Here is a 14167-nt window from a genome sequence, read left to right on the forward strand (position 1 = left end):
GTTTAAACAAAATACTGCCACTAAAAAGGCTTGTTTTCTATCAGCTAGTGAATAATCTTGTAATTCCAACAACAAAACCGTTTCAGTGAAGCTCCTTTTTGCCACAGGTTTCACTCGGACTGCCAGAGGTACTGCCATGACCCTACGCATCGCCATCAATGGATTCGGCCGCATCGGTCGCAACGTCCTGCGCGCACTGTATACCCAAGGCTACCGCCAGGACCTGCAGGTCGTCGCCATAAACGACCTGGGCGACAGCGCCATGAATGCTCACCTGCTCAAGTTCGACAGCGTGCACGGCACGTTCGACGCCACGGTCGAGGCCGACCACGAAAGCCTGACGGTCAATGGTGACCGTATCGCGGTCAGTGCCATCCGCAACCCGGCCGAACTGCCCTGGAAGGCCGAGGCGATCGACGTGGTGTTCGAGTGCACAGGGCTGTTCACCGACCGCGCCAAGGCCGCTGCACACCTTGCGGCAGGGGCGGGCAAGGTAATTGTCTCGGCGCCGGCCAAAGGTGCCGATGCCACCGTGGTGTACGGGGTCAACCATGACATCCTGCGGGCCTCGCACCAGGTCATTTCCAACGCCTCCTGCACCACCAACTGCCTGGCACCGATCGCCCAGGTGCTGCACCGCGAGTTCGGCATCGAGCAAGGCCTGATGACCACCATTCACGCCTACACCAATGACCAGGTGTTGACCGACATGTACCACAGCGACCCGTACCGGGCGCGCTCGGCCACCCAGTCGATGATCCCCAGCAAGACCGGCGCCGCCGAGGCCGTGGGCCTGGTGCTGCCGGAGCTGGCCGGCAAACTGACCGGCATGGCAGTGCGGGTGCCGGTGATCAACGTGTCGCTGGTGGACCTCACCGTCAACCTCAAGCGCGAGGCCACGGCTGAGCAGGTCAACCAACTGTTCCTCGAAGCCAGCCAGCATTCCAAGGTATTGGGCTACAACGCGTTGCCATTGGTTTCCTGCGATTTCAACCACAACCCGCTGTCGTCGATTTTCGATGCCAACCATACCCGGGCCAACGGGCGCATGCTCAAGGTGCTGGCGTGGTATGACAACGAGTGGGCGTTCAGCAACCGCATGCTGGATAACTGCCTGGCGTTGTGCCAGGCCCGCTAAGACCTGGCACGCTGCTTGTGGGAGCGGCCTTGTGTCGCGATGGGCTGCGCAGCGGCCCCCTGCAATATTTGCTGCGTAGCTGAGATTCCGGGGCTGCTACGCAGCCCATCGCGACACAAGGCCGCTCCCACAAGGGACCGCACAGGGCGGGAACTCACAATCTTTACCTTTTCCTAACATTTCCACACTTGACCAACGCGACGGATGATAAGCATTATCATTAACCTTTCGTCGGCCAGGTCCCCCCGTGAGTCAGTCCCGGTTCAACTCCGTCTTCCTCATCCAGCGCCTCACCCTGTTGCGTACCTTGCAGCGCATGGTTGGCAACCCCAGCACGGCCGAAGACCTGCTGCAGGAAACCTACCTGCGGGTGTCCCGCGCCCTGGGCGAGCGGCCCATCGAACACATCGAGCCGTTCGTGTTCCAGACCGCGCGCAACCTGGCACTGGACCACCTGCGCGCACGCCGGGTGCAGGCACGCATGCTGGTCGACGACGTGCCCGACGAAGTGCTGCACAGCGTGGCCGCACCCGCCTCCAGCAGCGAGGATGCCGCCCACGCCGAGCAGCTGCTCAAGCACCTGAGCGTCAGCCTCAACCAGCTGAGTGAACGCCAGCAGCGCATTTTCATCCTCAGCCGCCTGCACGGCGCCACCTACCTGGAAATCGCCGAACAACTCAGTGTTTCGCCCAGTACGGTGCAAAAGGAACTGAAACTGATCATGGCGATCTGCATGGGTGTTGCCGAACGCCTCAAGTAAGCTGACCGCAGGCGAACGGCGACGCAAAGCCCTTGCCACACCCCGTCTTAGCCTTGATCATTCGCAAAAAACCATTCAAGGATTCACCGTGACCGACAGCCCTGCCCCTCGCCCGTCACCTGCCGGGCCTAGTGCCCGTGCTCGTGCCATGGACGAGGCGCTGGACTGGCTGGTGCGCCTGCAATGCGCCGATGCCGCAGACACACAGGCCTTTGAAGCCTGGCTGAGTGCCGCGCCAGAAAACGCCGAGGCCTATGTCGAGGCAGAAGCACTGTGGAACGGTATGCCGTTGCACCAGGCGGCCACGCAGATGCACCAGCAGCAACGCCGCTCGTGGCGCGGGCGCCTGCGCAGCCACTGGAAACCCTTGGCCACCGCTGCAGTGTTGCTGGTCGGGCTGTTCACCGTCGGCAACCTGCCTACCCGCCTGCAGGCCGACCACCTGACCGTGGTGGGCGAGCGCCAGCGCCTGCAACTGGCAGACGGTGCAAAAGTGCTGCTCAACACCAACTCGGCATTTGCCAGCGACCGCCGGGACGGCCGCCAGGTTGCTCGCCTGCTGCAGGGTGAGGCCTACTTCCAGATACCCGAGGGCGCACTGCTGCCGCTTGAGGTAGAGGCCGGGCCGTTGCGCGCACAGGTGCGCGATACCGACTTTGCCGTGCGCTACCTCGATGGCGAGGCTCAGGTGCGGGTGCAACGCGGCGATGTCGACCTGCAAGGGGCACGCGACCAGCGCATCCGCCTGAGTGCCGGCGACAGCATCAGCGTGGGCCCGCAGGGCTTCGGCCAGCGCCAACGCGCCGACATGCAAAAAGACCTGGCCTGGGTTGACGGCCGCCTGGTGTTCGAGAATTGCCCGCTGAGCCAGGTGCTGGCTGAAGTGCGGCGCTACTATCCCGGCTGGATCATCAACCGCAATGCCCAGCTCGAAGACGTTGCAGTCACCGGCAACTACCGCCTCGACCAGCCCTTGGAAACCCTGCGCGCACTGGCCCATATCACCTCGGCACAGCTGCATGAGTACCCTGCCCTGGTGATTCTTAACTGACCCCGAAATTATTTTTACGCGATCGCCCTGCCCCGCCCGTCTCGTTATAGCCAATGCAACTGATTCTTGTTTGAAAACGAGAACAGCAATCACCTATAACAGCCCGCGCATCAGGGAGCGCTTCCGATGTCCACTGGTCCTACCCGCACGTCCACCCTTCCCCGCCGAACCGGGCAACTGTCCCTGTTGACCCTGGCCCTGCTCGCCAGCGGCGCTTGCAGCCTGCCAGCGCTGGCCGCCGAACCGGCCCAGGCCAGCAGCCCGCGCATGGGTGACTACCGCTTCAGCATCGGCCAGCAGCCGCTGGTGTCGGCGATCAATGCCTTCAGCCAGGTCACCGGCTGGCAAGTCGGCTTCAGCGCCGAGCTGGCCGACGGCGTGGCTTCGCCGGGTGTACAAGGCTCGCTGCCGCCAGATGCCGCCCTCAAGCGCCTGCTGCAGGGTACCGGGCTGAGTTTTCGCAAGATCAGCAACGGCAACGTGGTGCTTGAGCGCCAGGCTGGCGGCAACGTAATCGCCCTGCAGCAGGTGACCGTCAGCGCCACCCGGAGTGCCCAGGACGTCAGCCAGGTGCCAAGCACCGTCAGCGTGCAGACCCGAGAGCAGCTGGACCGGCAGAACGTCAACAACATCCAGGACCTCGTGCGCTACGAGCCGGGCGTATCGGTGGCCGGCACCGGCCAGCGCAGCGGCCTGAACGGCTACAACATCCGTGGTATCGACGGCGAGCGGATCCTCACCCAGGTCGACGGGGTATCGATCCCGGACAGTTTCTTCTACGGCCCCTACGCCCAGACCCAACGCAACTACGTCGACCCGGAAATCGTCAAGCGCGTGGAAATCCTCCGCGGCCCGGCCTCGGTGCTGTACGGCAGCAATGCCATCGGCGGCGCTGTGAGCTACTTCACCCTCGACCCCGACGACATCATCAAGCCCGGCAAGGACGTGGGTGCGCGGCTGAAGACCGGCTACAGCTCGGCCGACGAAAGCTGGCTGACCTCCGCCACCGTGGCCGGCCGCGAGGGTGATTTCGATGGCCTGCTGCACCTGAGCCAGCGTAACGGCCACGAGACCGAAACCCACGGCAGCCACAGCGGTGCCGGCCTGTCGCGCACCGAAGCCAACCCGATGGACGTGCGCACCACCAACGTGCTGGCCAAGCTGGGCTGGAACTACGACGACGACGCGCGCCTGGGCTTCACCTACGAGCGCTACAAGGATGACCGCGACCAGAACATCCTTAGCGCGGTGGGCGGGCCGTTCATTCCGGGCTTTGGCGGCATGGGTTACTACAAGGCGCGCAGTGGCAACGACACCATTACCCGCGAGCGCTTTGGCATCAACCATGAGTTCGGCCTGGATTCGCTGGTCGCTGACCACGTCAAGTGGAGCCTCAACTACCAGATCGCCAAGACCGACCAGCACACCGAAGAAGTCTACGCACCGCCTGGCCGCCAGGTACTGCGCACGCGTGACACGACCTACAAGGACCGCCAGTGGGTCTTCGATGCCCAGCTGGACAAGGCATTCAGCATCGGCGCCACCGACCACCTGCTGACCTATGGCACCACGATCAAGCACGAGAAAATCACCGGTACGCGCAGCGGCACGGGCACCTGCCTGGCCGTGGGCTCCGGTTGCTCCGCCGCAGGCGCCGAACGCCCGGCAGACGGCCAGGTTCTGGTCAGCGACTTCCCGGACCCGACCGTGAACACCTACAGCCTGTTCGTGCAGGATGAAATCCGCTGGAACAACTGGACCTTCATGCCCGGTGCGCGCTACGACTACACGCGCATGGAACCCAAGTTCACCGACGAATTCCTGCGTGGCCTGGAGTCCACCGGCACGGCACCCACCTCCCAGGACGACTCGGACAAGAAGTGGCACCGCGTCTCGCCCAAGTTCGGCCTGACCTACGCCTTCAACGACAATTACACCTGGTATGGCCAGTATGCCGAAGGGTTCCGTACCCCGACCGCCAAGGCCATGTACGGAAAGTTCGTGAACCTTGAGGAAGGTTACCGCGTAGAAGGCAACCCAGGCCTGGAGCCGGAAAAGAGCAAGAGCTATGAAACCGGCCTGCGTGGCAACTTCGACGTGGGTAACTTCGACGTCGCGGTGTTCTACAACAAGTACCGCGACTTCATCGACGAAGATGCGGTGCAAAGCGCCAATCTGGAACAGACCTTCCAGGCCAACAACATCAAGCACGCCACCATCAAGGGTGCCGAGGTCAAGGGCCGCCTGAACCTGGATCACTTCGGCGCGCCGCAAGGCCTGTATACCCAGGGTTCTATTGCCTACACCTATGGTCGCAACGATGACACCGGTGAGCCGCTGAACAGCGTCAACCCGCTGAAGGGCGTGTTCGGCCTCGGTTACGAGCAGCAGAACTACGGCGGCCTGCTGAGCTGGACGCTGGTCAAGCGCAAGACCCGTGTCGACGACTCCAGCTTCTACTCGCCAGACGGTTCGAGCTCGAAGTTCCGCACCCCGGGCTACGGCGTGCTGGACCTGACCGGCTTCTACAAGGTGACCGACGACGTGACCATCAACGCCGGCCTGTACAACCTCACCGACAAGAAATACTGGCAGTGGGACTCGGTGCGCAGCTACGACGGCCAGGGTGAAGCCGCTGTGACCCAGCCAGCCAACATCGACCGCCTGACCATGCCGGGGCGCAACTTCGGTATCAATGTGGTTTGGGATATCTGATCCCTTCCGCCTGTACCGGCCTCTTCGCGGCACGCCCGCTCCCACAGAAACATCACAGGTCCACGGCCTGCGTTGAACCTGTGGGAGCGGGCGTGCCCGCGAAGAGGACGGTACAGACAACACTACAACCCAGTTTTTTTACTGTCCCGCCGCCGCTGTTTCGTCTTGTATCTAGACGCCCCTCTTTCCAAGGACTGCCCCATGACCGAACGCCCAGCCCTGCGCTCCCAGCGCCTGAACCAGATCACCCACGCCCCGCACGCCGAGCTGGATGCCCTGGTCAAATCCCACGCGCCCTTCGACAGCCGCGAAAGCTTCGCCCGCTTCGTCGTTGCCCAGTACCTGTTCCAGTCCGAGCTGCAAGCCCTGTACAACGATCCGCAGCTGAACGCCATAGTCCCCGACCTGGCCGAGCGCTGCCGTGCCGACCAGGCCCGCCTGGACCTCGCCGACCTCGACACCGAAGTGCCAGCCGCCGTGCCAGGCGCCGTGGGCAAGCCGAGCCTGGGCGAGGCAATGGGCTGGATCTTCGTCTCTGAAGGCTCCAAACTGGGCGCTGCGTTTCTGATCAAGCGTGCCGTGGCCCTGGAGCTGTCCGACACCTTCGGTGCCCGCCACCTGGGCGAGCCAGCCGGTGGCCGTGCCGAAGGCTGGAAGCAGTTCACCCGCATCCTCGATGGCCTTGAGCTGTCGGCTGAAGAGGAAGCCGCTGCCGAACGCGGTGCAGTTGCCGCCTTCGAGCGTTTCACCGAACTGCTCAAACATGCCTATGCTGCGGATGCCGCGCTGGTCTGATACGCCGTAACCGGCCACCCTACCGGTGGCCGAACCGCTTTTTGCAGTGAGACCATGACCCGACCTGCCCGCTCGAAGATCGCCCGCCTGTTGTATGGAATCCTGGCTTACGTGAGCCTTGGGGTGGGCTTGGTCGCGATCGTCATACCCGGTTTGCCGACCACCGAATTCATCCTGCTGGCCGCCTGGGCGGCGACCCGCAGCTCGCCGCGCCTGTCTGCCTGGCTGGAGAACCACCGGCTGTTCGGGCCGATTCTCTACAACTGGCGCAACGGCAAGGTGATCCAGCGCCGGGCCAAGGTAAGCGCTACCATCAGCATGCTGCTGTGCGCGGGCCTGATGCTGACGTTTCTGGAGCACCACTGGCCCGTGTTCCTGGCAATCGCCGGCATGACCTTGGGCAACCTGTGGATCTGGTCACGCCCGGAACACGCCTGCCCTGCCCCGTCACAAGCTCAACAGCCCTGAGTACAGGGCGTAGGCCGCCAGTGCAGCGCCCGCCAGCACGGCGGCGAAAATCAGCTTTTCCCATGTGGTGAACAATGCCTGGCCCTGCTCATGCTTGGCCCTGGCAAACAGGATCACGCCGGGGGCATACAGCAGCGCCGACAACAGCAGGTACTTGAGCCCGCCGGCATACAACAGCCATACGGCGTACAGCAAGGCAACCAGCGCCACCAGCAAGTCCTTGCGGCGCAGCCCCGGTTGCCCGGCGTAGGTTTCTGCACGCACAGCCAGCAGCACGGCATACGCCGCCGACCACAGGTAAGGCACCAGGATCATCGACGAAGCCAGGTAGATGAGGCTGGTGTAGGTACCGGCCGAGAACAGCGTAATCAGCAGGAAGCCCTGGATCATGCAGTTGGTCAGCCACAGGGCGTTGGAGGGCACATGGTTGGCGTTTTCCTTGGCCAGGAAGCGCGGCATGGTCTTGTCCCGCGCCGTGGCGAACAGGATCTCGGCACACAGCAGCGCCCACGACAGCAACGCACCCAGCAGCGAAACCGCCAAGCCGAGGCTGATCAGCAACGCCCCCCAAGGGCCGACGATATGCTCCAGCACCGAGGCCAGCGACGGGTTTTGCAAACCGGCCAGTTCAGGCTGGGTCATCACCCCCAGCGAAAGCACGTTGACCAGCACCAGCAGCGCCAGCACACCCAGAAAACCGATGACGGTGGCCTTGCCCACATCCGAACGACGCTCGGCGCGCCCGGAGTACACGCTGGCGCCCTCGATGCCGATGAACACGAACACGGTCACCAGCATCATGTTGCGCACCTGCTCCAGCACGCTGCCGAATTGCGGGTTGCTCAAGCCCCAGATGTCACGGGTGAAGATATCGGCACGAAAGGCGAACGCCGCAATCACCACGAACATCAGCAACGGCACCACCTTGGCCACGGTGGTCACCTGGTTGATGAACGCGGCTTCCTTGATGCCGCGCAGCACCAGAAAATGCACCGACCACAGCAGCAGTGAGGCGCAGCCGATGGCGATCGGCGTGTTGCCTTCGCCGAAAACCGGAAAGTAGAAGCCCAAGGTGCTGAACAGCAGTACGAAATAACCGACGTTGCCCAGCCAGGCGCTGATCCAGTAGCCCCAGGCTGAAGAGAAGCCCATATAGTCGCCGAAACCCGCCTTGGCGTAGGCGTACACCCCCGAGTCCAGTTCTGGCTTGCGGTTGGCCAGGGTCTGGAACACGAAGGCCAGGGCCAGCATGCCGACGGCGGTGATGCCCCAGCCGATCAGCACCGCCCCGACATCGGCACGCGCCGCCATGTTCTGCGGCAGCGAGAAGATCCCGCCGCCAATCATCGAGCCGACCACCAGTGCGATCAGCGCGCCCAGGCGCAACTTCTGTCCCGGTTCGCTCATGCATCCCCCATTTTTTTACGCGCTGTCATGCCTTTGAAACAGCCCTGCGGGCCATATACATGTGGTTACTTATAAGAGAACCCGCCACTCAAGCTATAGCACTCATAACTGCTTTGTCTATGCAACCTTCCTTAAAAGCTAGCAGCTGGACAGCAACTAGAACAGTTCCCGATAAAACTCAAAATTATTGTGAAAAATTTGCGAAAGCGTCAAAAACGGCTAGCTTCAAGCATCGCAGGCTGAACAGAGCGTTTGCTCTAGAAAGACATGGAGGTGCCAGCGCGCAAGGCTTGCAGCTTAAGCTGTCGGCACTCTCCAGGAGCACCCGTGAAGGAAATTTCCTACCTTCACGTCGCCTTAAACTGACACAAGTCAGCTAACGGCAACGGCGTCGGATTTATGCTGACGTCAACTTTCTCCTGGCAGGAGTTGTTAAATGTCTGATTCATCCGGAAAACTAAAGCTCGGCGCGTTAGTTGCACTTGTCGTCGGTTCGATGATTGGCGGCGGGATCTTCTCGCTGCCGCAAAACATGGCCGCCAGTGCAGGGGTTGGCGCTGTGCTGATCGGCTGGGGCATCACCGCGGTCGGCATGCTGACCCTGGCGTTCGTGTTCCAGACCCTGGCCAACCGCAAGCCTGACCTGGATGGCGGGGTGTATGCCTACGCCAAGGCCGGTTTCGGCGACTACATGGGCTTCTCTTCGGCCTGGGGCTACTGGATCAGCGCCTGGCTGGGTAACGTCGGCTACTTCGTGCTGTTGTTCAGCACCTTGGGCTACTTCTTCCCGATCTTCGGTGAAGGCAACACGCCGGCCGCCATCATTGGCGCGTCGATCCTGTTGTGGGCAGTGCACTTCCTGGTGCTGCGTGGCATCAAGGAAGCCGCGTTCATCAACCTGGTCACCACCGTGGCCAAAGTGGTGCCGCTGGTGCTGTTCGCGCTGATCTGCCTGTTTGCCTTCAGGCTCGACATCTTCACCGCCGACATCTGGGCCCTGGGTACACCGGAGCTGGGCAGCGTGATGAACCAGGTGCGCAACATGATGCTGGTCACCGTGTGGGTGTTCATCGGCATCGAGGGCGCGAGCATCTTCTCGTCCCGGGCGGAAAAGCGCTCCGACGTGGGCAAGGCCACGGTCATCGGTTTTGTCACCGTGCTGCTGTTCCTGGTGCTGGTCAACGTGCTGTCGCTGGGCATCATGACCCAACCGGAACTGGCCAAGCTGCAGAACCCGTCGATGGCAGCCGTACTGGAGCATGTGGTCGGCCACTGGGGCGCGGTGCTGATCAGCGTCGGCTTGATCATCTCGCTGTTGGGGGCCTTGCTTTCGTGGGTACTGCTGTGCGCCGAGATCATGTTCGCTGCCGCCAAAGACCACACCATGCCGGAGTTCCTGCGCCGCGAAAATGCCAACCAGGTACCGGCCAACGCCCTGTGGCTTACCAACGCCATGGTGCAGATCTTCCTGGTGATCACGCTGTTCTCCAACAGCACCTACCTGTCGCTGATCTACCTCGCCACCTCGATGATCCTGGTGCCCTACCTGTGGTCGGCAGCCTATGCGTTCCTGCTGGCACTGCGCAGCGAAACCTACGAGCAGGCCCTGGCCGAACGCAAGAAAGACCTGATCATCGGCGGCATCGCCCTGCTGTACGCCATCTGGCTGCTGTACGCCGGCGGCGTGAAATACCTGCTGCTCTCGGCCCTGCTCTACGCACCTGGGGCGATTTTGTTCGCCAAAGCCAAGCGTGAAGTTGGCCAACCTATCTTCACCAACGTGGAAAAACTGATCTTCGCAGCCGTGGTCATTGGCGCCCTGGTGGCAGCTTATGGCCTGTACGACGGCTTCCTGACCCTTTGACCCACGTCTTCGTTCAATTGGAGGAATGAAACCATGTCCGCTGAAAAACAGAAGTACGGTGTCCACTCCGAAGCCGGCAAACTGCGCAAAGTGATGGTTTGCTCGCCGGGCCTGGCGCACAAGCGCCTGACGCCGAGCAACTGTGACGAGCTGCTGTTCGACGATGTGATCTGGGTCGACCAGGCCAAGCGTGACCATTTCGACTTCGTCACCAAAATGCGCGAGCGCGGCGTGGAAGTGCTGGAAATGCACAACCTGCTGACCGACATCGTGCAGCAACCCGAAGCCCTCAAGTGGATCCTTGATCGCAAGATTACCTCTGACACCGTGGGTGTCGGCCTGACCAACGAGGTGCGTAGCTGGCTCGAAGGGCTGGAACCGCGCCACCTGGCAGAGTTCCTGATTGGCGGCGTGGCAGGCCAGGACCTTCCAGTCAGCGAAGGCGCCGAAGTGATCAAGATGTACAACAAGTACCTCGGCCACTCCAGCTTCATTCTGCCACCACTGCCTAACACCCAGTTCACCCGCGACACCACCTGCTGGATCTACGGTGGCGTGACGCTCAACCCGATGTACTGGCCTGCGCGACGCCAGGAAACCCTGCTGACCACAGCCATTTACAAGTTCCACAAGGAATTCACCGGTGCTGACTTCCAGGTCTGGTATGGCGACCCGGACAAGGATCACGGCAACGCCACCCTCGAGGGCGGCGACGTGATGCCGGTCGGCAAGGGCATCGTGCTGATCGGCATGGGTGAGCGCACCTCGCGCCATGCCATCGGCCAACTCGCTCAGAACCTGTTCGAGAAAGGCGCGGCCGAGAAAATCATCGTCGCCGGGCTGCCGAAGTCCCGCGCGGCGATGCACCTGGACACCGTGTTCAGCTTCTGCGACCGCGACCTGGTGACGGTATTCCCGGAGGTGGTGAAAGAGATCAAGCCATTCATCATCACCCCAGACTCCAGCAAGCCCTATGGCATGAACATCGCGCCCCAGGATGCCTCGTTCCTCGAAGTGGTATCCGAGCAGTTGCTGGGCAAGAAAGACAAGCTGCGCGTGGTCGAGACCGGCGGCAACAGCTTTGCCGCCGAGCGCGAACAGTGGGATGACGGCAACAACGTGGTGGCCATCGAGCCGGGCGTGGTCATCGGCTATGACCGCAACACCTACACCAACACCCTGCTGCGCAAGGCCGGCATCGAGGTCATCACCATCAGCGCCGGCGAACTGGGCCGGGGCCGGGGCGGCGGCCACTGCATGACCTGCCCGATTGTGCGTGACCCGATCGACTACTAACGACCATTGCACCCGGCCGCGCCCACAAAGTGCCGGCCGGGACACTACCGGACTCAAGGAGAAGCAATCATGGCGTTCAACATTCACAACCGCAACCTGCTCAGCCTGGAACACCACACCAACCGCGAACTGCGCTACCTGCTGGACCTGTCCCGCGACCTCAAGCGTGCCAAGTACACTGGCACCGAGCAGCAGCACCTGAAGGGCAACAACATCGCGCTGATCTTCGAAAAAACCTCCACCCGTACCCGATGCGCCTTCGAAGTGGCGGCTTACGACCAGGGCGCGAACGTTACCTACATCGACCCCAACTCTTCGCAGATCGGCCACAAAGAGAGCATGAAGGACACCGCCCGCGTGCTCGGGCGCATGTACGACGCCATCGAGTACCGTGGCTTCAAGCAGGAAATCGTCGAAGAGCTGGCCAAGTTTGCCGGCGTACCGGTGTTCAACGGCCTGACCGATGAGTACCACCCCACCCAGATGATCGCTGACGTGCTGACCATGCGCGAGAACAGCGACAAGCCGCTGCACGACATCAGCTACGCCTACCTGGGCGACGCCCGCAACAACATGGGCAACTCGCTGCTGCTGATTGGCGCCAAGCTCGGCATGGATGTGCGCATCGCCGCGCCAAAGGCACTGTGGCCGCATGACGACCTGGTCGAGCGCTGCAAGAAGTACGCTGAGGAAAGCGGCGCCCGCATCACCCTCACCGAAGACCCGAAAGCGGCGGTCAAGGGTGTGGACTTTGTTCATACCGACGTGTGGGTTTCGATGGGCGAGCCGATCGAAGCCTGGGGTGAGCGCATCAAGCAGCTCAAGCCTTACCAGGTGAATGCCGAGCTGATGAAGTCCACTGGCAACCCACGGACCAAGTTCATGCACTGCCTGCCGGCGTTCCATAACTCCGACACCAAGGTAGGCAAGCAGATCGCCGAACAGTACCCGGACCTGGCCAACGGCATCGAAGTGACTGACGACGTGTTCGAGTCGCCGGCCTGCATCGCCTTCGAGCAGGCGGAAAACCGCATGCACACCATCAAAGCGATCCTGGTGTCGACCCTGGCTGACCTCTGACACCCACCCCGCTCCTGTGGGAGCTGGCTTGCCGGCGATGCAGGCAACCCGGTGCATGGCACCGGCTTCGCCGGTGATCGCCGGCAAGCAAGCTCCCACAAAGGATCGAGGTGCTCACCCCATCTGCGTAAAGGACATTCCCCATGCGTATCGTTGTTGCATTGGGCGGCAACGCCCTGCTGCGTCGCGGCGAGCCCATGACCGCTGACAACCAGCGCGCCAATATCCGCACCGCCACCGAACAGATCGCCAAGATTCACCCTGGCAACGAACTGGTCATCGCCCACGGCAACGGTCCGCAAGTCGGGCTGCTGTCGCTTCAGGCACTGTCCTACAAGCCTGACGAGGCTTACCCACTGGACGTGCTGGGTGCCGAAACCGAAGGCATGATCGGCTACATGATCGAACAGGAACTGGGCAACCTGCTGGCCTTCGAGGTGCCGTTCGCCACCCTGCTGACCCAAGTGGAAGTGGACGCCAACGACCCCGCCTTCAAGGACCCGACCAAGTTCATCGGCCCGGTCTACAGCAAGGACGAGGCCGAGCGCCTGGCCAAAGAGAAAGGCTGGGTGGTCAAGGCCGATGGCGACAAGTACCGCCGTGTGGTGGCCAGCCCGAAACCCAAGCGCATCTTCGAAATCCGCCCGATCAAGTGGCTGCTGGAAAAGAACAGCATCGTGATTTGCGCAGGCGGTGGCGGCATCCCCACCATGTACGATGAAAACCGCAAGCTCAAAGGTATCGAAGCGGTCATCGACAAGGACCTGTGCTCGGCACTGCTGGCCGAGCAATTGGAAGCCGACCTTCTGATTATCGCCACTGACGTCGATGCAGCCTACATTGACTGGGGCAAGCCGACGCAAAAAGCCATTGCCCAGGCCCACCCGGACGAACTCGAACGCCTCGGCTTCGCCGCCGGCTCCATGGGGCCGAAGGTGCAAGCAGCCAGTGACTTTGCCCGCAACACCGGCAAGGTGGCGGTGATCAGTTCGCTGGAAAACATTGAAGACATTGTCAAAGGTACTGCCGGCACACGGGTTTCCACCGAGAAGCCTGGGATCAGCTACCGTTGAATGCAGTTGGCGGGTGCCTGGCGCCCGCCGTTTTCGATCTTCCAAAGGAGCTAGCCATGGCCCAGTACCACCCTGGTCATGTACACATCGAGCGCTCTGCGCTGAACAGTGCCGACCACAGCTATGACCTGAACATCGAGTACGAGGCAGTGTCGGACCCCAAGGAAGGCAGAGGCATTCAGTTCCGCATGCATGGCAGTATCGAAGGCAAGCCTGTGGAAGAAAAGTTCTTCCTCGCCAAGGACCAGGTGCTGCCAAGCTTTCTCATGCTGCTGACTCGCAAGGCGCAGTCGTATCTGGCGCCGCCGAAGAAATTCGAGACCCTGAGCTCGCCGCACAAACTCTACGACTATATGTTTGCGGACATTCGCGAAAAGCTCGATGTGAAATCGGGAGACCCGATCAAGCCTGAACATCTCGAGTGAATTCAAGATCTCGGGGCTGCTTTGCAGCCCATTCGCGGCACAAGGCCGCTCCTATGTATGGACTCGCCTACATTGTCTAGCTGCTTTGAACATAG

General features: G+C 61.8%; 12 protein-coding genes. 11 read left to right on the top strand and 1 reads right to left on the bottom strand.

The annotated features are described in order from the left end of the window. Positions 1 to 136 precede the first annotated feature (136 nt). The 6 genes from gap to WF331_RS15735 all read left to right on the top strand — a co-directional run bounded on the left by gap (position 137) and on the right by WF331_RS15735 (position 6927). On the top strand, positions 137 to 1138 hold the full coding sequence (gene gap, locus WF331_RS15710; RefSeq protein ID WP_049277581.1) for a type I glyceraldehyde-3-phosphate dehydrogenase: 1002 nt from the start codon (positions 137 to 139) through the stop codon (positions 1136 to 1138). A gap of 247 nt (positions 1139 to 1385) precedes the next feature. After that, the gene (locus WF331_RS15715) at positions 1386 to 1898 is read left to right on the top strand and encodes an RNA polymerase sigma factor (protein ID WP_016501288.1); all 513 of its coding nucleotides are present in this window, start codon (positions 1386 to 1388) and stop codon (positions 1896 to 1898) included. Between the two features lie 88 nt (positions 1899 to 1986). Then, entirely contained in the window at positions 1987 to 2949 is a 963-nt protein-coding gene (locus tag WF331_RS15720; protein ID WP_340623074.1) for a FecR family protein, read from the top strand. A 126-nt stretch (positions 2950 to 3075) separates the two neighbouring features. Further along, on the top strand, positions 3076 to 5664 hold the full coding sequence (locus tag WF331_RS15725; RefSeq protein ID WP_340623075.1) for a TonB-dependent receptor: 2589 nt from the start codon (positions 3076 to 3078) through the stop codon (positions 5662 to 5664). Between the two features lie 201 nt (positions 5665 to 5865). Then, entirely contained in the window at positions 5866 to 6459 is a 594-nt protein-coding gene (locus WF331_RS15730; RefSeq protein WP_016501291.1) for a biliverdin-producing heme oxygenase, read from the top strand. A gap of 54 nt (positions 6460 to 6513) precedes the next feature. Then, a complete protein-coding gene (locus WF331_RS15735; RefSeq protein ID WP_016501292.1) occupies positions 6514 to 6927 on the top strand; it encodes a YbaN family protein in 414 nt (137 codons plus the stop codon). On the opposite strand, the gene arcD (WF331_RS15740) is transcribed toward WF331_RS15735, so the two are convergent. Beyond that, on the bottom strand, positions 6907 to 8334 hold the full coding sequence (gene arcD / locus WF331_RS15740) for an arginine-ornithine antiporter (RefSeq protein ID WP_016501293.1): 1428 nt from the start codon (positions 8332 to 8334) through the stop codon (positions 6907 to 6909). The genes WF331_RS15735 and arcD (WF331_RS15740) overlap by 21 nt on opposite strands. 436 nt (positions 8335 to 8770) lie before the next feature. Here arcD (WF331_RS15740) and arcD (WF331_RS15745) point away from each other — a divergent pair, with 436 nt between their 5' ends. The 5 genes from arcD (WF331_RS15745) (at position 8771) to WF331_RS15765 (ending at position 14072) form a co-directional block, all read left to right on the top strand. Further along, complete coding sequence (gene arcD / locus WF331_RS15745) at positions 8771 to 10198, top strand: arginine-ornithine antiporter (protein ID WP_016501294.1); 1428 nt, start codon at positions 8771 to 8773, stop codon at positions 10196 to 10198. A gap of 33 nt (positions 10199 to 10231) precedes the next feature. Then, positions 10232 to 11494, top strand: a complete 1263-nt coding sequence (gene arcA / locus WF331_RS15750; RefSeq protein ID WP_284361838.1) for an arginine deiminase — start codon at positions 10232 to 10234, stop codon at positions 11492 to 11494. Between the two features lie 69 nt (positions 11495 to 11563). Further along, positions 11564 to 12574 carry an ornithine carbamoyltransferase gene (locus WF331_RS15755; RefSeq protein ID WP_016501296.1) on the top strand — a complete coding sequence of 337 codons (1011 nt, stop codon included), beginning with the start codon at positions 11564 to 11566 and terminating at the stop codon, positions 12572 to 12574. A 143-nt stretch (positions 12575 to 12717) separates the two neighbouring features. Then, a complete protein-coding gene (gene arcC / locus WF331_RS15760) occupies positions 12718 to 13647 on the top strand; it encodes a carbamate kinase (RefSeq protein ID WP_016501297.1) in 930 nt (309 codons plus the stop codon). Positions 13648 to 13703: 56 nt separating this feature from the next. Continuing rightward, entirely contained in the window at positions 13704 to 14072 is a 369-nt protein-coding gene (locus WF331_RS15765) for a DUF5064 family protein (RefSeq protein WP_016501298.1), read from the top strand. The last annotated feature ends 95 nt before the right edge of the window (positions 14073 to 14167 follow it).

It is taken from the genome of Pseudomonas sp. YNh, assembly GCF_037993085.1.
Lineage (GTDB): Bacteria > Pseudomonadota > Gammaproteobacteria > Pseudomonadales > Pseudomonadaceae > Aquipseudomonas > Aquipseudomonas putida.